Below are 22,571 nucleotides of genomic sequence, written 5' to 3'. Positions count from 1 at the left end.
TGCCCCCTCCCACATGGGATTTGTGTACGGCACATCACTGTATTTTCTGGAAACACCTTCATGCCCAACATCCTCCTGGTGGAAGACGACGCCGCACTTTCCGAGTTGATTGCCAGCTACCTGGAACGCAATGGCTACCAGGTCAGCGTGCTCAGCCGTGGCGACCAGGTGCGCGAACGGGCGCGCCTGAACCCGCCGGACCTGGTGATCCTCGACCTGATGCTGCCCGGCCTCGATGGCCTGCAGGTGTGCCGCCTGCTGCGCGCCGACTCGGCCGGCCTGCCGATCCTGATGCTCACTGCCCGTGATGACAGCCACGACCAGGTGCTGGGCCTAGAAATGGGCGCCGACGACTATGTGACCAAACCCTGCGAGCCACGCGTATTGCTCGCCCGTGTGCGCACCTTGCTGCGCCGCAGCAGCCTGTCGGAACCCCAGGTGGCCAGCGACAAAATCATCATGGGCAACCTGTGCATCGACCTGTCCGAACGCACCGTGACCTGGCGCGAGCAGGCGGTGGAGTTGTCCAGCGGCGAGTACAACCTGCTGGTGGTACTGGCCCGACATGCCGGCGAAGTGCTCAGCCGCGACCAGATCCTGCAACGCCTGCGCGGTATCGAGTTCAATGGCACCGACCGCTCGGTGGACGTGGCCATCTCCAAGCTGCGCCGCAAGTTCGATGACCACGCCGGCGAAGCGCGCAAGATCAAGACCGTGTGGGGCAAGGGCTACCTGTTCAGCCGTTCCGAGTGGGAATGCTGAGCCATGTTTCGTGTACTGCTGCGCCTCTACCTGATCACGATCGTCACCTACAGCGCGGCGATCTACTTGATCCCCTCACTGGTAATCCAGCTGTTCGAACACCGTTACATGGACTACAACATCGAACAGACCCGCGGCCAGCAGAAGCTGATCGTCAAGCAATACGTGCGCGCACCGGTGGAACGCTGGTCACAGGTCACCGAGCAGTTGGGCCGCGACTTTGCGCCGTTGAAAGTGCAATTGCTGCTGCGCCAGGATGCGCGCTACACCCCGGCGGAAGAAAAACTGCTGGAACAGGGTAAATCGGTGGTGCGCCTGGGGGAATGGGGTTGGATGGAGGAAATCAGCTCGCCGATCAACGAGCAATTCGTGGTCAAGCTGACGGTCCCGCCCGATCCGTTGGACATGAACGTGCTGTACTGGGCGATCAACGTGCTGATCGTCGCGGCGCTGCTCGCTTGCCTGCTGGTGTGGCTGCGCCCGCACTGGCGCGACCTGGAACGCCTGAAAAGCACCGCCGCGCAATTGGGGCAGGGCAACCTGGCCGAGCGCACGCGTATTCCCGCCAGCTCCAGCATCGGCAGCCTCGCCTCGGTGTTCGACACCATGGCCGATGACATCGAGAACCTGTTGAACCAGCAACGCGACCTGCTCAACGCAGTGTCACACGAGCTGCGCACACCGCTGACCCGCCTGGATTTTGGCCTGGCCCTGGCGCTGTCGGAAGACTTGCCCACAGCGAGCCGGGAGCGCCTGCAAAGCCTGGTGGCGCATATTCGTGAGCTGGACGAACTGGTACTGGAGCTGCTGTCTTACAGCCGCCTGCAAAACCCGGCGCAGTTGCCGGAACGGGTCGAGGTGGTGCTCGACGAATTCATCGACAGTGTATTGGGCAGTGTCGACGACGAACTGGAAAACCCCGAGATCGTGATCGACGTGGCGCTCGACTGCGCCGTGGAGCGCTTCAGCCTCGACCCGCGTCTCACCGCCCGCGCCTTGCAGAACCTGTTGCGCAATGCCACGCGTTACTGCGACAAGCGCATCCAGGTCGGCGTCAGGGTATGCCCCAAAAAAGGTTGTGAAATCTGCGTGGATGACGATGGTATTGGCATTCCAGCGGACCAGCGCGAACGTATCTTCGAGCCGTTCTACCGTTTGGACCGTAGCCGCGACCGCGCCACCGGTGGTTTCGGCCTGGGCCTGGCCATCAGTCGCCGGGCCCTGGAAGCCCAGGGCGGCACCTTGACCGCCGAGGCTTCACCGCTGGGCGGCGCGCGGTTTCGCGTGTGGTTGCCTGCCATCGAATGATCAAAGCACTTTGACCGCTCGCCCGATGGCCTGAATCGGCCCGGTCGGTTTACCGGTGGGCGAGCCGCTTGAGTCTTCCAGGGTCAGTTCGAACAGCTGATTCGGCGCCAGCGGTGGCAGCTTGTCCAGCGGCACCGACAAGGTCTGCCCCGGCTTGACCAGCCCCAGGGAAACCGGGCCCTGCCAGCCATCGGCCTTGGTCCAGAACTGTAGCGCCTTGTCGGCGGGCACCTGCATGACGCCCAGGGGAATCAACTGGATCTGCTGGCGATCGCTGGCCTGGATGACCCAGCCCGGCGCCTGGTCTTGCGGGGCCACCAGCACCACGACAAACGTGGGTTCAGCGATGGGCGGGCGCATCCATAACAGCGTCGCCAGCACCAGGGTCGCCGTCAGCCCCGCAGCGGTGAGGCCGCGCCACACCACCAGCAGGTTCCACCATGGCACCGGTTTGTCCACGCGCTTGTGCGCCTGGGTGAGGCTGCGTTCGATGCGTGGCCATAGCTGCGCCGAAGGCGACACCGGTGGCGCCAGCGCCGTCAGTGGCAGCAGGCGCTGCTCCCAGGCCTGCACGGCTGCGCGCAGTTGGGCATCGTGCAGCAGGCGTTGCTCGACGTCGGCGCGCTGTTCGGCGGGCAGGGTGCCCAATACGTATTCACTGGCCAGTTCGTCGTCGTTCATGCCATGCACTCCCGCAGGGCGGCGAGGCTCCGTTTGATCCAGGCTTTGACCGTCCCCAGCGGGGTGCCCAGCTTTTGCGCGATTTCGCTGTGAGAATAACCGTCCACATACGCATGCAGGATGCATTGGCGCCGGGGCGGGTCCAGCTGTGCCAGGCAGGTGTGAATCTGCGCCGAACGCGCCTCGAATTCAACGTGTTCGGCAGGTGCCGCCAGTTGTTCGTGGGTATCGCCGAGCGCGATGTCGCGGCCGGTGTTGCGCACGCTGTTCAGCGCCAGATGGCGGGTCACGCTGAACACCCAGCCGCGCGCCGAACCGCGGCTCGGGTCAAAGCCATGGGCGCCGTGCCAGACCTTGATGAAGGCGTCGTGCACGATGTCTTCGGCCAGGGCCCTGTCCCGCACGATCCGCAGGGCCACACCCAGCAGACGGCTGCTGTCGTGCTCATAGAGCCGGTGCAGGGCACGGTGATCGCCGCGGGCGCAGGCCAGCAGGCACGCTTGATAGTCAAAGATGATTTCAGCCAAACCAAGGATTCCTGCCACTTCAGTAGACATCTGCGCGTTGTAGGGGCGAGCGTCCTCGCGCCTACAAGGCGAGCGTAGCCGAGTTTGCTCAGTTAGCGGCCCAGAAGATGTAGTCTGCCTGGTACTTCACGGTTTGCTGCGTGCCCTTGTTGGCGACCGTGCATGCGCTTGCGGGGGCGACGCCGCCCTTGAGCGCAACGCGCTGGATGTAACTCACGCCACGCATCGCGCCGTTGCCTTCAGCCGGGTTGGCCTTGACCAGTTGATACGGCAGGTTGCCAGCGCTCGACGGCGCCACGGCCAACTGGGTACCGGTGATTTTCGAGCCATCATTGGCTTGCCAGGTGGCCGGCGGGCCGAAGTAGGTGCCCACTTGCTTGCCGTTGCGGTCGTTCAATACCGCCTTGGGCCCGACAAAGGTCCACTCGGTCTGGCCGGCGGCGTTGGCCTTGTCGCGGCACTCATAGGTGATTTCGCCGACACCGGTGGTTTCCAGGGCGACCTTATGGCCATCCGGCACCTTGATGCTGTCGGGTACAACGGCCTGGGCAAACACAGCGGGGCTGGCGACCAGCAAACCGGTGAGGCAGAGCAGGGCTTTAGCGTTCATGGGTAGTTCTCCATTGGGTAGAACAGCGGGGTTGCTGCAAGTACTACCCGTGAGCGGCCCGGTTGGATGCAGCGATTAGAAAATAAACTTGCCAGGGCGCACACTGTGCTCCCGCTTTACCCAAGGAGAGATTGGCAATGACTGGTGTACACACGTCTGCTCAACAAGGTTTCTCCACCCAGGCCGTCACCTACGCCCAAGGCCGGCCGGACTATCCCAGGCAACTCACGGGCTGGCTGACGGAGGTATTGCACATCGACGGCCAGTCGAGTGTGGTTGATCTGGGCGCCGGCACCGGCAAGTTCACCCGCTTGCTCAGCACCCTGGCGCCAACGTTGACGGCCGTCGAACCGGTGGCTGCAATGGGTGCCCAGTTGACCAGGCTTCTGCCGGATGTGCGCCTGGTCAATGGCACCGCAGAGTCCATCCCATTGCCCTCTGCCAGCACGGACGCCGTGGTGTGCGCCCAGGCGTTCCACTGGTTCTCCTCCGAGGCGGCCCTGGCGGAGATCCATCGCGTGCTCAAGGCCGACGGCCGCCTTGGCCTGGTCTGGAACGTGCGGGATGAATCGGTGGATTGGGTCGCGGCCATCACCCGGATCATCACCCCCTACGAGGGCGACACCCCGCGTTTTCATACCGGTCGCTGGCGTGAAGCCTTTACCGGCGAGTACTTTTCCGACCCTGAGATGAGCTGTTTTCCCTACAGCCATGTGGGCAGCCCTCAGGAAGTAATCATGGACCGCTTCCTCTCCGTGAGCTTTATCGCCGCGTTGGCTGATGGACCCAAGGCAGCGGTCACCGCACAATTGCAGGCGCTGATCGACACGCATCCGGCGTTGAAAGGTCGGGACACCGTGGCCTTCCCCTATCAGACCCAGGCCTACGTCTGCCATCGGCTCGGCTAAAAGGCATAAAGTCAGATCATATTGATATAAGTGGTTATAAGAAAAATCGCTATCCTGCGGCCAGAAATTTATAAGGCCGCAGGTAGCTGTAATGGATGTAGGTAATGTGGGGTTTGTGGTTGCTGGCCTGATCGTTGGTTTTATCGTGGGCATGACGGGCGTTGGCGGGGGCTCGTTGATGACGCCGATCCTGTTGTGGTTCGGCATCAACCCGGCCACGGCGGTGGGCACCGACCTGTTGTATGCCGCCATCACCAAGTCCGGTGGCGTGCTGGTGCACAGCAAGAACAGGAACATCGATTGGACCATCACCGGCTGGCTCACCCTGGGCAGTGTGCCGGCGGTATTGCTGACCCTGTGGTTCCTCGCCAGTCTGCACACCGACCCCAGCGCGATGAACGCGGTGATCAAGCAGGCCCTCGGTGTGGTGCTGCTGCTGACGGCCCTGGCGATCCTCTTCAAGAAAAGCCTGTTGGCTTTTGCCCAGCGCCATGCCGGCGATCACTACCACATGAGCCCGCGCAACCTGAACGCGCTGACCGTGGTGACCGGCGCGGTGCTCGGCACCATGGTGGCCCTGACCTCCATCGGTGCCGGGGCGTTGGGGACGGTGGCGTTGTTCATTCTGTATCCGTTCCTGGCCACGCGTCGCCTGGTGGGTACCGAGATCGCCCATGCCGTGCCGCTGACCCTGGTGGCGGGGCTGGGGCATGCCAGCATGGGCAATATGGATTGGCATTTGTTGGGCTTTTTGTTGATGGGGTCGTTGCCGGGGATCTATATGGGTAGCCATATGACGGGCAAGCTGCCGGATGGGGTGTTGCGTCCGTGTCTGGCGGTGATGTTGATGGCTATCGGCTACAAGCTTGCGTTCTAGGCTGGACGCGGTTCCAGTGTGGGAGGGGCGGTGCGACGGTTCGACTTGCCCCCGATGGCGGCCTGACAGCCGACCATGGTGTTGGATCAGAGCGAGTACATATCCGTTGCTGCGGTAACGGCGGCTTAGGGTTCCGCCCTGACGGCGGGTCACTTTTGGAAAAGAGCCCCAAAAGTAACCAAAAGGGCTCTTGCCCCACCACTCGGCACCTCGCCCAGGCTCGGTGTGCCCGTAATCCGACATTGATTTGGAGGGCCGCCGCCACGCGCCATCCATGGCGCGGGGCGGCTAAACCGGCATCCCTGCCGGTTTACCCTCCAAATCAATGTCGAATTCCGGCCAGCGTGGTTTAACGGGGCGCCTAAGATCAAAAGCAAGATCAAGAGCGGCTCGCTTCGCATCGTGGTTACCGTAGGCTGCTACAAGGTTGTGTAGATACCTATGGCTATCGGGGGCAAGCCCTAATGCCAGTCAGCCAAGGCTTTTTGTAGGAGCGAGGCGGGCGGCTAGCCCTTGCTCGCGAAGAACTCAGGGCCCCCGCGTTTATTCAGAATGAACGCGTTGCCTAGACGTTTTTCGCGAGCAAGCTCGCTCCTACAGTGGCATTAGGGCAAGCCCCCTCCTACATAGGAGTCGCCGTCAGGCCTTGGCCGGGCCGTTGCCGATTTGCCAGACAAATGGCGGTTCGGTGTCGTTGATGACCCAGTCACCCACGATGCGCGCCTTGTAGATCACCGGATTATGCGAAGACACCGTCCGCGCATTGCGCCAATGTCGATCCAGCGCTTTACCCTGGCGCACATCCGAAGCCCCCAGCGCATTGAACAGTTCACTGGTAGCGCGCTGTATAAGCTGCGACACCACCACCTGCGCAGTGGCCGATTCGATTTCCGCCGCCACATTGGCTTCGCGCTCCACGGCTTCATCCCCACCAAACCGCGCCAGGTACGCCCGTTGCGCCGGCAGCGTGGCTTTCAAGGCGCTGGCCTCGGCGGCGTAGACCAGGGCCGCCACTTCGCCCACCACTTGCTGAACCTGCGCGTCCTGGCTGACATGGGGCGCATTGCCATGGCTGTAGATGCGCTGTCGGCTGCGCACCTGGTGTGCCACGTCGCGCAGGGCTGCGCGGCCGATGCCCGCCAGGCTGGCGAGCAGCACCAACTGGTAGAACGCGGTCTGGTATTTGAACCGTGTGGCAAAGTCGATGACGTTGTCTGCCTCCACCACCGCATGGTCAAAGCGCGATGTGCCGCTGCCGGTGGTGCGCTGGCCAAAGCCGTCCCAGTCATCGCTGTGGACCACGCCTGGCTGGCGGGCGCGGGTGGCGGCGATTACGTCGGCGCCGGTGTCGCTGCGTTGGGCGTAGACGTCGATCCAGTCGGCGAAAATGCTGCCGGTGCTGTAGAACTTTTCACCGTTGAGGGTCCATTGGTCGCCATCGGGGCTGACCTGGGTGACCACGTCGCCGATGGCCACGTTGCCGATCTCGGTCCAGGCGCAACCGACGATATCGCCGTCCACGAAGCGCTTGAACCACAGGTCGCGGGCGGCGCTGGGCGGCGCGTTGAGTCGGTCTTCGGCAAAGGCAAAGTGCCCGCGCAGGGCTTGAGGCACGTTGGAGTCGGCTTCGGCCAGTTCGATCAGCAGTTCGAACAGCTGCGGCAGGGAAGCGCCGCCACCGCCGTACTCCACCGGCACGCGCACCGCGCCAAAGCCGGCCTCCTTGAGCCACTGGATCGGTTCGTAGGGCAGGGTGCGGCTCAGTTCGCGCTCCACTGCGCCATCAGCGATGCGCTGGAAAATCGGCCGAAAGCGCGCGGCCAGGGGCGGGTAGTCGACGCCAGTGGACAGTGGATTGATGACGTGTTGTTCGGTCATGGGCAGGGCTCCTCGGCAGTGGTCAATACGAGGTGATTGCACAGTCCGTGCCGGGGGCCGACGCCCGTATTTACGGGCTGAAGTCTTCAGCCACTGTTGCCCTGGCAACAGCTGATCGACAAACCCGCACAGTCTGGGACATCAGCGTGCCCACGCTGCAATCGGTGCAGCACGCCTGGCCTGGGCGTTTTCCCGGCCTGGCACGCTTGCTGCTCAGTAACTGGATACATCCCTGTGTGCGAGGAACTATTCAATGAGTCAGCAAGCCGTGAAATTTGCCTATTGGGTGCCCAACGTCAGCGGTGGGCTGGTGGTCAGCAAGATCGAGCAACGCACCCACTGGGGCATCGACTACAACCGCAAACTGGCGCAACTGGCCGAAGCCGCCGGCTTCGAGTACGGCTTGACCCAGATCCGCTTCACCGCCGGCTACGGCGCCGAGAACCAGCATGAGTCGGTAGCCTTCAGCCACGCGCTGCTCGCGGCCACCACGACCCTCAAGGTGATCGCGGCGATCCTGCCGGGCCCGTGGCAACCGGCGCTGGCGGCCAAGCAGCTGGCGACCATTGACCAGCTCACCAATGGCCGTATCGCGGTGAATATCGTCAGCGGCTGGTTCAAGGGCGAGTTCCAGGCCATTGGTGAGCCGTGGCTGGAGCACGATGAGCGCTATCGCCGCTCCGAAGAGTTCATCCGCTCGTTGAAAGGTATCTGGACCCAGGATGACTTCACCTTCAAGGGCGACTTCTACCGCTTCAATAATTACACCCTCAAACCCAAGCCGCTGGGCCAGCCGGAAGTATTCCAGGGCGGCAGTTCGCGAGCGGCACGGGACATGGCCGCGCGGGTGTCGGACTGGTACTTCACCAACGGCAACACCCCGGAAGGCATCAAGGCCCAGGTCGATGACATCCGCGCCAAGGCGGCGGCCAATAACCATTCGGTCAAAGTCGGCGTCAACGCCTTTATCATCGCCCGTGACACCGAGGAAGAGGCGCGCGCCGTGCTGGCCGAGATCATCGACCAGGCCGACCCGGAAGCGGTCAACGCCTTTGGTGATGCGGCCAAACAAGCGGGCAAGGCCTCACCGGAAGGCGAGGGTAACTGGGCCAAGTCCAGTTTCGAGGACCTGGTGCAGTACAACGACGGCTTCAAGACCAACCTGATCGGCACGCCGCAACAGATCGCCGAGCGCATCGTTGCGCTCAAGGCGGTGGGCGTGGACCTGGTGCTGGCTGGCTTCCTGCACTTCCAGGAAGAAGTCGAGTACTTCGGCAAGCGGGTATTGCCGCTGGTGCGCGAACTCGAAGCCAAGGCCGGCATCCGGCAGGTGGCTTGAAGACCACCACCGCCGCACGCAGTTTGCTGTGAGCGAACCGGCACATGCGCTCGAATTCCCTCTGGCCGACCGGCAGATGCTATGGCCATCAGCAGGCGCGCGGCGCCTCAGCTGAGGTCAGTGGTCTGCTGGTAATACGGCACGCTTTGCGGGCGCGCGACCTGATGCTGGACGATGCGCTTTTCCAGGCGCAGGGCGGCGGTGTGGTCTTCGTAATAGTCGTTGATCAGGGCGAAGCGCCGGTAGCCACTGCGTTCATACAGCGCGAGGGCACCGGGGTTATCGCTGCGCACTTCCAGGCGCAGGTAGGCGCAGTCGTGTTCCACCGCGATTGCCTCGATACGTGCGAGCAACTCTTTGCCCAGCCCCAGGCCGCGCGCAGGCTCGGCAATGGCAATGGAATACAGGCGCGCCAGCGAAGTACCACGGTGAAACAGCACCAGTGCATAGCCCAGCAATTGACCGTCGTTTTGCGCCACCAGCAACTGGCCATGGGCGCGGCTGACCATCCATTGGAAACTGCGCGATGACAGCCGGTCGGTGGTGAAGCAGTGCTGTTCCAGTGCCACCAGTTCAGGCACATCGCAGGGGGTTGCAGCGCAAAGGAAAGAGCCATATGACCGCCGTAAAAGTTGCGTAACGAAACGGGACTTCTCTAAAAGATCGTGCTTAATAGAAAAGGTCGAGTTCTCTAAAGCGGATCAAATATTATGTCGGCGGTACAAAGTCATTGGCGTGAAGTATCCGAGCAAACAGTCGCGGCGACAATAACTTCCAACGGTTATTTTTCGGCCCCGTCCAAAGGTGCAAGCCAAGTCGTGATTATTGTCGAACGCAAGGAAGACTGGGCCTCCTACTTCCCCAGTGAAGACATTGTGACTGCCCAGGAATACCTGGAACAGACCCGGGAAAACGAGACGGGCAAGCGCGTGCAGGTGATCAACCTGTGCCGCGGCTACAAGTACCTGGGGCATGGCTACTACTGTTCCCTGCTGGCCGAAGCGCGGGGGCACAAGGTGATTCCATCGGTGCGCACGATCAGCGAACTGACGAAAAAGGCGTTGTACGGCCTGGCCCTGGACGACTTGGATAAAACCCTCGATAAAGCCTTGAGTCACCATCTTTACAGCAATACCGAAGGCTTTACCCTGACACTTTATTTCGGTCGAACCAATATAGAGCCGTTGCAGGACTTGGCCCGTCAATTGTTTGAAGCGTTTCCGTGTCCGATCCTCTTGGTTGATTTCAAAAAGAATAACGGCTGGCACATCGAAGGGGTCAAGTCCGGCGTATTGCATAAGTTGCGCGATGATCAGGAAGACCAATTCGCCCACGCCCTCGACAACTTCAGCCGCAAGATCTGGCGCCAACCACGCTCGCGCCGACTGGCCCGTTATGATCTGGCGATCCTCCACGATCCCCACGAGCAACTGCCGCCGTCCAACGCGCAAGCGCTGGAGAATTTCGTACGGGTAGGCAAGGGCCTGGGCATCGATGTGGACCTGATCGAGCGCAAGGATTACTCGCGCCTGGCCGAGTACGACGCCTTGTTGATCCGCGAGACCACCAGCGTCGACAACCACACCTATCGCTTCGCCAAGAAAGCCGAGAGCGAGGGCCTGGTGGTGATGGACGACCCGGCATCGATCCTGCGCTGTACCAACAAGGTTTACCTCACCGATCTGCTCAACAGCCATCAATTGGGCATGCCCGCCACCGAAATTCTCTACAAGGAGCGACCGGAAGACTTCGAACGGGTCGGCGAGCGCCTGGGCTTCCCGTTGGTGCTGAAGATCCCCGACGGTTGCTTTTCCCGTGGGGTGATCAAGGTAGAAAGCCAGGCGGCGTTGCTCAAGGCCACCGCCGAGTTGTTCGAGCATTCGGTGCTGCTGCTCGCTCAGGAATTCTTCTACACCGAGTACGACTGGCGTATCGGCGTGCTCAACCGCAAGCCGATCTTTGCCTGCCAGTACTTCATGTCCAAGGGCCATTGGCAGATCTACAACCACAAGGCCATTGGCCAGGACATCAACGGCGAATGCCGCACCCTGGCGGTCCACGAAGCGCCCAAGGCGGTGGTGGAACTGGCGGTGAAAACCGCCAACCTGATCGGCGATGGCCTCTACGGCGTAGACCTCAAGCAGTCCGGTGACAAAGTGGTGGTGATCGAGGTCAACGACAACCCCAATCTGGACGCGGGCATCGAGGATGCCTATTTGCAGGACGACCTCTATGGCTTGGTGCTGGAGGAGTTCGTGCGGCGCCTGGAGCTCAAACGTCAAGGGCAAGTGTGGTAGCGCGCCTCATTCCAACGCTGAAGGCTGTTCAGGCGGTGGGTTGCAGGGTCAGGACTTCAAAGCCGTCCGCCGTTACCGCCACGGTATGTTCCCATTGCGCCGACAGGCTGTTGTCCTTGGTCACCACCGTCCAGCCATCTTTGAGGTTGCGCACCTTGGCGCTGCCCTGGTTGAGCATTGGCTCAATGGTAAACACCATGCCTTCACGCAGTTCCAGCCCGGTGCCGGGGCGGCCGAAATGCAGGATTTGCGGTTCTTCGTGCATTTCCCGGCCGATGCCATGGCCGCAGTATTCACGCACCACGCTGTAGCCGTTAGCCTGGGCGTGACGCTGGATCGCATGGCCGATATCACCCAGGCGGGCACCGGGCCGGACCTGGCGGATGCCGGCCCACATCGCCTCGAAGGTTATCTCCACCAGCCGCCGCGCCTTGGGGGTGACGGTGCCGATCATGTACATCTTGCTGGAGTCGGCGATAAAGCCGCCTTTTTCCAGGGTGATGTCGATGTTGATGATGTCGCCGTCCTTGAGGATTTCCTTCGCGCTGGGCATGCCATGGCACACCACTTCGTTGATCGAGGTATTGATGCAGAAGGGATAGTCATATTGCCCGAGGCTGGCCGGGCGGGCCTTCAACTCCTGGCGGATGAAGGCTTCGACGGCGCTGTCCAGTTCCAGAGTGGAGCGGCCGGCGGCGACAAAGCCGTCAAGCATACTGAATACCTGGGCGAGCAGGCGCCCGGATTCGCGCATCACCGCGAGCTGTTGTGACGTCTTGATCATTGACTGCGCCCTCGGATCAGGTCGGGCTTGTCCAGCAACAGCTTGTTGATCAGCTCGTTGTAGGGCAGGTGCGGGTTGAGCTCGGCCAGCAGGCCGATCTTGATCCAGAATTCGGCCTGGGCGTTGATGGAACGGTCCATTGCGGCGCTGGCCAGACGGAGTTGTTCGTGCAGTGGGTCGGTGATCTTGACGATGCCCATAGGTGTCACTGTACAGGATGGAATATACGAATCGTATATGTTTCGTATGTCTTGCGTAAAGCCCCTCGCGCTGAACGGTGGCGTCTGCATTTGTTTGCCATATGTTGCTGAAAAAAAAGCCGCGCAAGTTAGCGGCTGGCACGACCTTGTGGGTTAAACGTTTAATCGATGCGGTTCGACGATGATCCCTAAACTGAGTTAATGCTTATATAACCAAGCGGGATGCTTATGAAGAAAGGTTACAACAGCAGTGGATTTTGCCGAGTAGGCTTCTGAAGAAAGCGTCTTCCAGGGCTGGCAAGACGCCGCAGGCAAGTGCCTGCGCGATACCTATAAATCTGTTGGCAGTCTCAAAAAAAGGAGAGGTTAGCCATGCTTTCGGAACTAGAGCTTCGCAGTATTATTGAAGGAAGTTTCCTGCCTAAACGGTGTGAGTGCACCAAAGCCGAAGACGCTTCGCTGACGATCAGGGTCTATGACGACCGCGACCGTGAACGTGTGGACCTGGAGGTCAAGGGTATAAGCGCGGACAAGCTCGACAGCAGTCGAGCCATTTGCAACCTGATCTCCGAATTGCGCGAAGAACTCAGGCACACCCACGCCCCTGTCCTGCAGCGAGCAGGAGGGCGTGGTTATTACGTCTGAGTGGCCCGTGGGCCTGGCGTTCGCCAGGCCCAGTGTCGTTTGCGGGTCACCAGCTCATGCGCACACCGGCGTTGCCACTGACACCTTCCAGGGCGTTGCCGTCCAGGTTGGTGTTGTAGTCCGCCGCCAGGTAGACACTCACCGCTGACGACAGTTGGGCCACAACCCCTACGCCCACATCGGCGCTGGACGACTTGTGGTCGCTCTTGATGCGGTCCACATCATCAAAGGTCACCGTGTCGCTACCGCCGAACGTACGCCACACGTTGCCGCGCAGGTAAGGCTCCACTGGCGTGTTGCCCACCCGGTAGCGGCCCTTGAGGCGCGCACCGACTCGGCCGGTCCAGTATTCCTGGGAATCGAACGACACCTTGGAAATGCCGTCGTTCTGGCTGTCCAGGTCGATGGTCTGGCGGATCACCTGGGCTTGCGGCTCCACCACCCAATGTTCGGAGACGGTAAACGGATAACCCGCTTCGGCGGACAGCGCCAGGGCATGGCCCTTGGTGTTCATCTTCACGCCACGGTCGGATTTGTTATCGCCGTCCAGGTGCGTAAACATCGCGACCACATCCACATATCCGCCCGCGGAGTCGGTGAGCGTCCAGTAGGCGCCGAAGTTGTCGCCATCGAGCTTGACCCGTCCGGAGCGCCGGTCCTCAAAGCCTTCGGCGAATCCCTTGACGTCTCCGTTCAAGCGACTCTGCCCGATGAACAGGCCAAAGCGTTGCAGTTGCCCGCCACTGGTGTGCGCCGCATAAAGATCATGCCCCACCTGATAGCCCTTGACGCTGCCGTCGAAGCTTGGCGATACGGTGCCCGACCAGCTCTTGTTGAAGTCGCTGCCGTAGGCACGCGCCCAACCGGCCGGCACCGCACCGCTTTCAGTGAGCAGGCTTTGCTCGCCCTGGCGGTCATGAAAGGTGCCTAGGGCCATTCGGGTCATTATCTGCGCGGCTGGCACCACGACCGAGTACACCGGCACTTCGAGGCGGTACAGCGCGATAGGCTCGGCACCGGCCACGGCCGTTGGCAGCACCGGGTTGCTGGCGGCCGATTGCGGTGACGTGGCCGCCGCGACCTGGCTCGGCGGCGGCGCCGGGGGCTCGACTGGCGCCACCGGTTGCGCGGTCGGTGGTTCTACCGGCGGTTCATCGGGGCCGACCACAGGCGGCGTTGGCGGAATCGGTGGCACAGGCACCACCACCGGCGGGGTGGGCGGTGCTGGCGGGACGGCGGGCGGCTGCACGGCGACCACCGAGGAGCGCAGGTACCAGTTGTTTTCCGTACCGGCGGTGACGCCGCCTTTGAACAGCAGGTATTCATAGGCACCGGCCGACACCGAGCCCTTCAAGGCAAAGGCATCCGTGCTGCTGACCGCGCCGTTGACGGCCTGCACCACCTCGATCCCGTTGTTCTGGGTAAAGCCACCAGCACCGCCGAGGTTGGTCACGGCGAGCTGGGTATGACCGCTGAGCGTGCCGTCGGACACCACCAACTTGTCCGTGGCGGAGTTGTCATCACCCAGCACGGTCTGCAGCCACAATTGACCGTTGTTGCCCACGTAGTTGCCATGCACCGTGAGGGCATCACCGGCATTGGCGCTGCCGGTGGTCATGTCAATCGTGCCGGCGTTATTCAGCGTCGCCAGTTGGCCCGCGCTATAGGGGCGAATCGCGCCCTGGGTCACGGCCAACGTACTGCTGCCATCGATGTTGAACGTGCCGGTGCTGCTGGTACTGTCGCCGAGAAAAAAATCCCCGGCCAGGTCAAAGCGCGAGGCGTTGTTGAGGTTGACCGTCTCCCAGCCGACATAGCGCGCCGGCGTGCCGGAGGTGGCGTTGTCGAAGGTCAGTTGATCATTGCCCAGCCCGCCGTCCAGGGAGGGCGTGCTGGCCAACTGGCTTTCACTGAGGCCGCGCAGCATTGCGGTGTCATCGCCATCGCCCATCAGCACGGCGGATTTGATCTGGCCGCCGCCCAGCCAATTGAATGTATCGTTGCCGACACTGGCGCGGACCTCGCCATTGATCACGCCGCCACTGACGGTGATGCTGTCATCGCCGCCGCTGACACTGATATTGCCGCCGATGGTGCCGCCGGAAACAATGATCGTGTCGGTGCCGAAGCCGGTCACCAGGTTACCCAGGATCGCGCCGCCGGACATATCGTAGAGGTTATTGTCGAGCTTCATGTCGACGCGGCCGATGGTGCCACCGGTTTGCCGTGCGATGTCGCCGTCTTCGAACGCGCCGACGATGGTGCCGCCGGTCATCAGGAAGGTGTCGCGCGAATCGCCCTGGGCCAGGGACTGGATTCGCCCGCCGTTCATGATGAAGTCATCGACGCCGTTGCCTTGCTGCACTGCGCCGGTGATCACCCCTGAATCGATGCGCACGGCATCGGCGCCTGCGCCAAAGGTGACGCTGCCATTGATAGTGCCGGTGCCGCCAGAGGGCAGGGTCAGGGTGTTATTGCCTTGCAGGTCGGTAAGGCCAGTGGCACTGGTGCCGCTGTCGCACACGTACGTATCGTTACCGGGACCTGGGGTAAAGGCGCATGCGGAGTGCGCGGTCTGGGGAGTGATGTACTGCAGTGAAAGAAGGCCGACAGCAATAACGGCTCGGGTTGGAAAGCCTGATGCCTTGGTCATAACGTGTCCTGTGTATTGTTTTTGTTACTGCTGTTCTTCGGTCTAGCACACACCTCGCTCATCGTTGAAATTTCTGACAAAGGGTAGCAGGCCGCGCAGCGCACGGCCTGTAGGGCGATCAGCCTAATTGGCTACGGTAAGGCAGGTCCGGCCCGGTGCGGGTGCAGGTCAGCGCTGCAGCGCGGATCGCAAAGCCGAGCATGGCGTCGATCTGTTCGCGGCCAAGCTGTTGCAGGCCCTCGACCGAGTCCAATTGGTGCTCGGTCAACCAGGCAATCAGTGCGGCCTGGAAGGTATCGCCGGCGCCCACCGTATCGGCCATCACGATATCGATGGCCGGTTGCGACCAAGTGCCATGGCGGCGGCTGAACACGCTGGCGCCATCGCCGCCACGGGTGAGAAACACCAGCTGGCAACGGTGTTGCAGCCAGCCTTGCAGCACGCTTTCCGGGGACTGCTCGGGGTAGAGCAGGTGCAGGTCTTCATCGCTGACCTTGATCAGGTCCGCATGCTTGACCAACTCCGCCACCCGGTCGCGCCACAGTTGGATGTCCGGTTGCGGGTTCAGCCGCACGTTGGGGTCGAGGCTGATCAGGCGCTTGCCGCTCTCGCGCTTGACCAGGTTGAGCAGCGTATCGCCGATTGGCTGTACCACCAGCGAGAACGAGCCGACATGCAGGCCGCGAATTTCGTCACCCAGGGGCGGCAGGTGGCTCAGTTGCAACTGCCGGTCTGCGCAGCCTTCGCCACGAAAGCTGTACTGGGGCGAGCCATTGGCGCCCACGGCCACCATGGCCAGGGTGGTTGGCGCATCGAAGGGCACCAGGAAGTCTTGGTTCACGCCTTCGTTCTTGAGCACCTGCAACAAGCGCCGGCCCAGGTAGTCGTGGGAGATCCCGGCAAAGAACCCTGACTCGATCCCCAGGCGGCGCAGGCCGACCGCCACGTTGAACGGCGAACCCCCGGCAATCGCCTTGTAATTGAGCTTGGCAGCCTGCCCGTCGGCATCCTCCTCGCTGAAAAAATCAAACAGCGCTTCACCACACACCAGATACATAGTTGCTCGCTCTTAAAGGGTTGCCACAAGTTGTTGATAGCGCTCGTAGGCTTGTTGATAGGCGCTGACATTGGCCGGCACCGGTACGGTGCGGCTGGCCGGATCGAGGCTCACGCATTTGTCGCACAGGCTGGCCAGGGGTTCGCCGGACTGACACCACGCCGCCTGGATCGCCGCGCCCAGGGCCGCGGCCTCGCTTTGTTCGGTGCAGACCACTTCGGTGTTCATGATATCGGCGACCATCTGCCGCCACACCGGGCTTTTCGAACCGCCGCCGATCAAGCGGATGCCCAGGCTTTGCAGGCCGGTCTGGCGCAGCAGGTCCAGGCCGTAGCGCAGGCCGAAGGTGGTGCCTTCGACCACTGCGCGGCACAGGTTGGCGCGGGTCAGGTTGGTCATGGTCAGGCCGTGCAGGCTGCCCGTGGCGTGGGGTAGGGCGGGTACCCGCTCGCCGTTGAGAAACGGCAGCATGCTCACTCCGTCGGCACCGATGGTGGCCTGCTCGACCAGGGCGTTGAAGGCGTTCAGGTCGAGTTCGAACAGCTCGCGGATCACACTGGTGGCGTTGGTCAGGTTCATCGTGCAGATCAACGGTAACCAGCCACCGCTGGAGGAGCAGAAGGTGGCGACCGACGCCTGGGGGCTGACGTTGGGCTGGTCGGCAAAGGCATAGACGGTGCCCGATGAGCCCAGGCTCATAGTGATTACCCCAGGGGCGATATTGCCGGTGCCGATGGCGCCCATCATGTTGTCGCCGCCGCCGCTGGCGACGACCGCCTTGGGGTTGATGCCCAGGCGCTCGGCGATGGCCGGCAGGATCGCGCCCACCGCTTGATCGGCTTCAATCAGCTCGGGCAACGCCGCCTGCAGCCGGCCACTGGGGTCGATGTGCTGAAGCAGCGCCACGTCCCATTCACGGCTGCGCACGTTGAAATAGCCGGTGCCCGAGGCATCGCCGTATTCGGCGACGGCGCGGCCGGTGAGCCAGTAATTGAGGTAGTCGTGGGGCAGCAGGATATGCGCAATGCGCGCGAAAAGGTCCGGATGCTGTTCGCGGGTCCAGAGCAGTTTGGATACCGTGTAGCCCGGTGCAATGGCCACGCCCAGGCGCTCCAGCGAGCCGCTTTCGCCGCCCAGGTGCTGCAGCAGGCGATCGTTTTCGGCGGCGGTCTCGGTGTCGCACCACAGCTTCGCCGGGCGCAGCACTTCACCGTGCTCATCGAGCAGCACCAGGCCATGCTGCTGGCCGGAAACGCCGATGCCGAGGATGTCCTGGCCGTCCACCCCGGCCTGCTGCAGGGCGCGGTGGGTGGCTTTGGTAAAGGCGTCGAGCCATTCCTGGGTGTGCTGCTCACGTCGGCCGTTGGCGCCGCTGATCAAGGTGTGCGCGGCGGCGCCCAGCCCCAGGACCTTGCCGCTGGACGCGTCGAGGACGATGGCTTTGGTGCCCTGGGTGCCGCAGTCGATGCCGAGGAACAGGTTTTGCTGGGTCATGATGATTTGCTCAGCAGTCTTATTTTTTGGATTGGTAATACAGTCAAAATGTGGGAGGGGGCTTGCCCCCGATGGCGGTGGGTCAGTGAAACCTATATTGACTGATACACCGCCATCGGGGGCAAGCCCCCTCCCACAGGTTCAAGCCGGTTTCTTCAGTAACGGCTTCAGCGTTTCAGTGACGCCGTGATCGCGCAAACTTGCATAACACCGCTCGAACGCTGCCACAAACTCAGGCGAATTGGGAATAGCTGTGCCGAAAATCTCTTCAACGCCCAGCAAGCGCTTGCTGATCAAGCTGTCATCGCTGACCAGTTGCTGGCAGAACTGCGCACGCGGATCCGGGATTTTGTAGCTCACCCCGTTCTCATCGACACCCTTCAGATACAACGCCCACGCAGCGACCACCAGTGCAGCCCGTTCAGTCTCACGGCCGCCCGCAATCAGGCGATTGATCGTCGGCACAGTGAACTTTGGAAACTTCGACGAGCCATCCGAACACACGCGCTCCAACTGATCGGCAATCGCCTGGTTGGAGAAACGGTCCACCAGGGTCTGCTTGTATTCGGTCAGGTCGATGCCCGGCACCGGCGCCAGGTTCGGCGTGACGTCCAGGTCCATGTAGGCGCGCATATAGGCGACAAACAGCGGGTCGTTCATGGTTTCGTGAACAAACCGGTAGCCCTTGAGAAAACCCAGGTAAGTCAGGGCCAGGTGGCTGCCGTTGAGCAGGCCGATCTTCATTTCTTCGTAAGGCGTCACGTCGTCGGTGAACTGCACGCCGACCTTTTCCCAGGCCGGGCGCCCGTTGACGAACTTGTCTTCCAGCACCCACTGCACAAAGGGCTCGCACACCACCGGCCAGGCATCGTCGATGCCGTGCTCATCATGCAGTTGCAGGCGGTGGGCCGTGCTGGTCATCGGCGTGATGCGGTCGACCATGGCGTTCGGGAAGCTCACATTGGCATCGATCCAGTCATGCAGTTGCACGTCGTGCAATGCGGCGAACGCCAGCAGCGCCTTGCGGGTGACGGCGCCGTTGTGCGGCAGGTTATCGCAGGACATCACCGTGAACGCCGGGGTGCCGGCGGCGCGGCGTTGGGTCAGCGCGGCGCAGATAAAGCCGAATACGGTCTTCGGTGCGCCGGGGTGCGCCAGGTCATGCTGGATCTGCGGCAGATGGGCCATGAATTCGCCGTTGCTGTCGTCGATGCAGTAGCCGCCTTCGGTGATGGTCAGCGAGACGATACGAATGGCCGGGTCGGCCAGTTTGTCGATCAGGGCCTGGGCGCCGTCTTCTGCCAGCAGCATGTCGCTGATGGCGCCGATCACGCGCACTTCGGTGTCGTCCGTGTCGCCCAGTTCGTACAGGGTGAACAGATAATCCTGGCCGGCCAGGTCGTCGCGGGCCTTACGGTCTTCAGCGCGCAGGCCCACGCCGCAGATGCTCCAGTCCAGGCCTTCGCCGGTGTTCATCAAGGCGTCGGTGTAAAACGCCTGGTGCGCCCGGTGAAAACCGCCGACGCCGATATGCGCGATGCCCTGGCGGGTGTCGGCAATCGCGTAGGCCGGCAGTTGCACTTCGGGGGCCAGCTGGGTGAGGTTGTGTTTATTCAGTTTCATCTGGAAATACTCGCGAAATCAGGCGGCAGCGCGCAGGGGACGGGCTACGGCCACGCCGTCGGTGTCGAACAGGTGGCAGTGCGCCGGGTCCAGGTGCAGCTGCAGGGTTTCGCCATATTGGCTGGCCATGTCACCGCGAATACGCATGGTCAGCGGCTCGCCGTTGGCGGTGATGACGTGGCAGAAGGTGTCGCTGCCCAGGCGTTCGCCGACGTCGGCGGTGACAGTCAGGGTGGTCTGGCCGGGGGCGGCGATTTCCAGGTGCTCCGGGCGAATGCCCAGGGTCACCGCGCTGCCTACGCTGAGGGTCGGGCCGCTCAGCGGCAGGCTGATCAGGGTGCCGGCGTCCAGCTGCACGTCGCAGCCCTGGCCTTCCACGCGGGTCACTTTGCCTTTGAGGAAGCCCATTTTGGGCGTGCCGAGGAAGCCCGCGACAAACAGGTTGGCCGGCTGGTGATACAGCTCCAGCGGCGAGCCGACCTGTTCGATGCGGCCGCTGTTGAGCACCACGACTTTGTCGGCCAGGGTCATGGCTTCGACCTGGTCGTGGGTCACGTAGATCATGGTCGCTTGCAGCTCTTTATGCAGGCGTGCCAGTTCCAGGCGCATCTGCACGCGCAGGGCGGCGTCGAGGTTGGACAAGGGTTCGTCGAACAGGAAGATCTTCGGGTTGCGCACAATCGCGCGGCCAATCGCCACGCGCTGGCGCTGGCCGCCGGAAAGCTGCTTGGGCTTGCGCTCCAGCAGCGGGCCCAGCTCCAGGATGCGCGCCGCTTCGCTGACCTTGCTTTCCACCAGCTTCTTGTCGACGCCGGCCAAATCCAGGGCGAACGACATGTTCTTGCGCACGCTCATGTGCGGGTACAGCGCGTAGGTCTGGAACACCATCGCCAGGTCGCGCTTGGCCGGGGTCACTTCGGTGATGTCGCGCCCGTCCAGCTCGATGGTGCCTTCGCTGACTTCTTCCAGGCCGGCGATCAGGCGCAGGAGTGTGGATTTGCCACAGCCCGACGGGCCGACGAACACCACGAACTCTTTGTCATTCACTTCCAGGTCGATGCCCTTGATGATGGAAAAACCTTCGAAGCCTTTTTGCAGATTCTTGATTTTCAGGTTGGCCATGATGGGCCCTCCGCTTGGAATTATTATTTGACTGCGCCGAAAGACAGGCCGCGCACCAACTGTTTCTGGCTGATCCAGCCAAAAATCAGGATCGGCGCGCAGGCCAGGGTCGACACGGCGGACAACTTGGCCCAGAACAAGCCTTCGGGGCTGGAATAAGAGGCGATCAGTGCGGTCAGCGGCGCGGCGCTCGATGACGTCAGGTTCAGCGACCAGAAGGCCTCGTTCCAGCACAGGATCAACGACAGCAGCACGGTGGAGGCCAGGCCGCCCTTGGCGATCGGCAGCAGCACCCGCACCATTTCCTGCCACAGGGTGGCGCCATCCAGGCGTGCGGCTTCGAGGATGTCCTTGGGAATGTCCTTGAAGTAGGTGTAAACCATCCACACCACAATCGGCAGGTTGATCAGCGTGTAGATGATGATCAGCGCGATGCGCGTGTCCAGAAGGCCGAAGCTCTTGGCCAGCAGGTAGATCGGCATCAGTACGCCCACCGGCGGCAGCATCTTGGTGGACAGCATCCACAGCAGCGTGCCTTTGGTGCGCTTTGTCTCGTAGAAGGCCATGGAGTAGGCGGCCGGCACCGAGATCAGCAGGCACAGGGCGGTGGCGCTGAACGAGATCAGCACCGAGTTCCAGGCATAGCTGAAGTAGTTGCTGCGCTCATTGATGTGCAGGTAGTTCTCCAGCGTCGGCGTGAAGATGAACTGCGGCGGCGTGGCGAACGCGTCGATTTCAGTCTTGAAGCTGGTCAGCACCATCCAGAAGATCGGAAAGAAAATCAGGATCGCGATGGCCCAGGCCAGGGTGCCGAGCAACAGGCTTTGCAGGCGGCGGGATTGTTGAAGCGTCATGGCGCGGCCCTCAAGGCTTGTCAGTCAGGTTTTTGCCGATCATCCGCACCAGGATGATCGCCGCGATATTGGCGATGACCACGGCGATCAAGCCGCCGGCCGAGGCCATGCCCACGTCGAACTGCACCAGCGCCTGGTTGTAGATCAAGTAGGCGAGGTTGGTCGAGGCGTAGCCGGGGCCACCGTTGGTGGTGGTGAAGATTTCGGCGAATACCGAAAGCAGGAAGATGGTTTCGATCATCACCACCACCGCAATCGGACGCGCCAGGTGCGGCAGGGTCAGGTGCCAGAAGATCGCGATGGCGCCGGCGCCGTCCAGGCGCGCGGCCTCCTTTTGTTCCTGGTCGAGGGACTGCATGGCGGTCATCAGCAGCAGGATGGCGAAGGGCAGCCACTGCCACGACACAATGATGATGATCGACAGCAGCGGGTAGTGCGCCAGCCAGTCCACCGGTTCGGCGCCAAACAGCTTCCAGACGGCGGCCAGCACCCCCGATACCGGGTGGAAAATCAGGTTCTTCCAGATCAGCGCACCGACGGTGGGCATGATGAAAAACGGCGAAATCAGCAACACCCGCACCAGGCCGCGGCCGAAGAACTCACTGGCCTCCAGCAGCGCACTGATCAACACGCCGAACACCACGCTGATCAGCAGCACGCTGCCCACCAGCAACAACGTGTTAGTGGCACCGGGCAGGAAGCCTGAGTCGGTGACGAAGTAGGTGAAGTTCTCCAGGCCGACGAACTGGTTTTCGCCGGGGTAGAGCAGGTTGTAGCGGATCAGCGAAAAATACAGGGTCATGCCCAGCGGCACGATCATCCAGAGCAGCAACAAGGCCACCGAGGGGCTGACGAGGAACCAGCCGGGGTTGGCCAGGCGGTTTTTTGGTGTCGTATTCATGATAATCAAGGCCGGTTAGAGACAGGTGCGCAAACCCCTGTAGGAGCGAGC

20 protein-coding genes and 1 pseudogene are annotated in these 22,571 nt (G+C 62.1%); 7 read left to right on the top strand and 14 right to left on the bottom strand.

What is annotated here, in order from left to right; translation table 11 throughout:
* Positions 1-60: 60 nt before the first annotated feature.
* Both C4J94_RS15245 and C4J94_RS15240 read left to right on the top strand, forming a co-directional pair.
* Positions 61-762 (top strand): response regulator transcription factor, encoded by a 702-nt coding sequence (locus tag C4J94_RS15245; protein ID WP_124386938.1) that lies wholly within the window; start codon positions 61-63, stop codon positions 760-762.
* Between the two features lie 3 nt (positions 763-765).
* Positions 766-2,070: an ATP-binding protein gene (locus C4J94_RS15240; protein WP_124386937.1), complete on the top strand. Its 1,305-nt coding sequence runs from the start codon at positions 766-768 to the stop codon at positions 2,068-2,070.
* Here C4J94_RS15240 and C4J94_RS15235 read toward each other — a convergent pair whose 3' ends face one another.
* From C4J94_RS15235 to C4J94_RS15225, 3 genes are all read right to left on the bottom strand, one after another.
* Complete coding sequence (locus C4J94_RS15235) at positions 2,071-2,751, bottom strand: anti-sigma factor domain-containing protein (protein WP_124386936.1); 681 nt, start codon at positions 2,749-2,751, stop codon at positions 2,071-2,073.
* Complete coding sequence (locus tag C4J94_RS15230) at positions 2,748-3,278, bottom strand: sigma-70 family RNA polymerase sigma factor (RefSeq protein WP_124386935.1); 531 nt, start codon at positions 3,276-3,278, stop codon at positions 2,748-2,750. Before C4J94_RS15230 ends, C4J94_RS15235 begins: the two co-directional genes overlap by 4 nt.
* 88 nt (positions 3,279-3,366) lie before the next feature.
* Positions 3,367-3,888, bottom strand: coding sequence for a DUF3455 domain-containing protein (locus tag C4J94_RS15225; RefSeq protein WP_124386934.1), 522 nt, complete (start codon positions 3,886-3,888; stop codon positions 3,367-3,369).
* 137 nt (positions 3,889-4,025) lie between these two features.
* On the opposite strand from C4J94_RS15225, the gene C4J94_RS15220 reads away from it, so the two are divergent.
* Positions 4,026-4,796, top strand: a complete 771-nt coding sequence (locus tag C4J94_RS15220; RefSeq protein ID WP_124386933.1) for a class I SAM-dependent methyltransferase — start codon at positions 4,026-4,028, stop codon at positions 4,794-4,796.
* 91 nt (positions 4,797-4,887) lie between these two features.
* Positions 4,888-5,673, top strand: a complete 786-nt coding sequence (locus C4J94_RS15215; protein ID WP_124386932.1) for a sulfite exporter TauE/SafE family protein — start codon at positions 4,888-4,890, stop codon at positions 5,671-5,673.
* A gap of 639 nt (positions 5,674-6,312) precedes the next feature.
* Here C4J94_RS15215 and C4J94_RS15205 read toward each other — a convergent pair.
* Complete coding sequence (locus C4J94_RS15205) at positions 6,313-7,551, bottom strand: acyl-CoA dehydrogenase family protein (protein WP_124386931.1); 1,239 nt, start codon at positions 7,549-7,551, stop codon at positions 6,313-6,315.
* 253 nt (positions 7,552-7,804) lie between these two features.
* On the opposite strand from C4J94_RS15205, the gene sfnG reads away from it, so the two are divergent.
* Complete coding sequence (sfnG, locus tag C4J94_RS15200) at positions 7,805-8,890, top strand: dimethylsulfone monooxygenase SfnG (protein ID WP_124386930.1); 1,086 nt, start codon at positions 7,805-7,807, stop codon at positions 8,888-8,890.
* Between the two features lie 110 nt (positions 8,891-9,000).
* On the opposite strand, the pseudogene C4J94_RS15195 reads toward sfnG, so the two are convergent.
* Positions 9,001-9,462 (bottom strand): annotated as a pseudogene (locus tag C4J94_RS15195) (GNAT family N-acetyltransferase); the annotation flags it as partial.
* A 138-nt stretch (positions 9,463-9,600) separates the two neighbouring features.
* Here C4J94_RS15195 and C4J94_RS15190 point away from each other — a divergent pair.
* On the top strand, positions 9,601-11,187 hold the full coding sequence (locus C4J94_RS15190; protein ID WP_124386929.1) for a RimK family protein: 1,587 nt from the start codon (positions 9,601-9,603) through the stop codon (positions 11,185-11,187).
* A gap of 28 nt (positions 11,188-11,215) precedes the next feature.
* Here C4J94_RS15190 and map read toward each other — a convergent pair whose 3' ends face one another.
* Both map and C4J94_RS15180 read right to left on the bottom strand, forming a co-directional pair.
* Positions 11,216-11,971, bottom strand: coding sequence for a type I methionyl aminopeptidase (gene map / locus C4J94_RS15185; protein WP_124386928.1), 756 nt, complete (start codon positions 11,969-11,971; stop codon positions 11,216-11,218).
* Positions 11,968-12,171 carry a ParD-like family protein gene (locus C4J94_RS15180; RefSeq protein WP_124386927.1) on the bottom strand — a complete coding sequence of 68 codons (204 nt, stop codon included), beginning with the start codon at positions 12,169-12,171 and terminating at the stop codon, positions 11,968-11,970. The genes map and C4J94_RS15180 overlap by 4 nt, the downstream gene beginning before the upstream one ends.
* Before the next feature lie 372 nt (positions 12,172-12,543).
* On the opposite strand from C4J94_RS15180, the gene C4J94_RS15175 reads away from it, so the two are divergent.
* Positions 12,544-12,816, top strand: coding sequence for a DUF1652 domain-containing protein (locus C4J94_RS15175; RefSeq protein ID WP_124386926.1), 273 nt, complete (start codon positions 12,544-12,546; stop codon positions 12,814-12,816).
* A gap of 46 nt (positions 12,817-12,862) precedes the next feature.
* Here C4J94_RS15175 and C4J94_RS15170 read toward each other — a convergent pair whose 3' ends face one another.
* The 7 genes from C4J94_RS15170 to C4J94_RS15140 all read right to left on the bottom strand — a co-directional run bounded on the left by C4J94_RS15170 (position 12,863) and on the right by C4J94_RS15140 (position 22,520).
* Positions 12,863-15,469, bottom strand: coding sequence for an autotransporter outer membrane beta-barrel domain-containing protein (locus tag C4J94_RS15170; RefSeq protein WP_124386925.1), 2,607 nt, complete (start codon positions 15,467-15,469; stop codon positions 12,863-12,865).
* Positions 15,470-15,587: 118 nt separating this feature from the next.
* Positions 15,588-16,526: a carbohydrate kinase gene (locus tag C4J94_RS15165; RefSeq protein WP_124386924.1), complete on the bottom strand. Its 939-nt coding sequence runs from the start codon at positions 16,524-16,526 to the stop codon at positions 15,588-15,590.
* 12 nt (positions 16,527-16,538) lie between these two features.
* Positions 16,539-18,020 carry a xylulokinase gene (gene xylB / locus C4J94_RS15160; protein ID WP_124386923.1) on the bottom strand — a complete coding sequence of 494 codons (1,482 nt, stop codon included), beginning with the start codon at positions 18,018-18,020 and terminating at the stop codon, positions 16,539-16,541.
* 141 nt (positions 18,021-18,161) lie between these two features.
* Positions 18,162-19,643: a mannitol dehydrogenase family protein gene (locus C4J94_RS15155; RefSeq protein ID WP_124386922.1), complete on the bottom strand. Its 1,482-nt coding sequence runs from the start codon at positions 19,641-19,643 to the stop codon at positions 18,162-18,164.
* A gap of 18 nt (positions 19,644-19,661) precedes the next feature.
* On the bottom strand, positions 19,662-20,765 hold the full coding sequence (locus C4J94_RS15150) for an ABC transporter ATP-binding protein (protein WP_124386921.1): 1,104 nt from the start codon (positions 20,763-20,765) through the stop codon (positions 19,662-19,664).
* A 23-nt stretch (positions 20,766-20,788) separates the two neighbouring features.
* The gene (locus C4J94_RS15145; protein ID WP_065876330.1) at positions 20,789-21,619 is read right to left on the bottom strand and encodes a carbohydrate ABC transporter permease; all 831 of its coding nucleotides are present in this window, start codon (positions 21,617-21,619) and stop codon (positions 20,789-20,791) included.
* A 10-nt stretch (positions 21,620-21,629) separates the two neighbouring features.
* Positions 21,630-22,520 carry a carbohydrate ABC transporter permease gene (locus C4J94_RS15140; protein WP_124386920.1) on the bottom strand — a complete coding sequence of 297 codons (891 nt, stop codon included), beginning with the start codon at positions 22,518-22,520 and terminating at the stop codon, positions 21,630-21,632.
* Positions 22,521-22,571 lie beyond the last annotated feature (51 nt).

The sequence above is a fragment of the Pseudomonas sp. R5-89-07 genome (assembly GCF_003851685.1).
Lineage (GTDB): Bacteria > Pseudomonadota > Gammaproteobacteria > Pseudomonadales > Pseudomonadaceae > Aquipseudomonas.
This window is presented reverse-complemented; position numbering and strand designations above follow the sequence as displayed.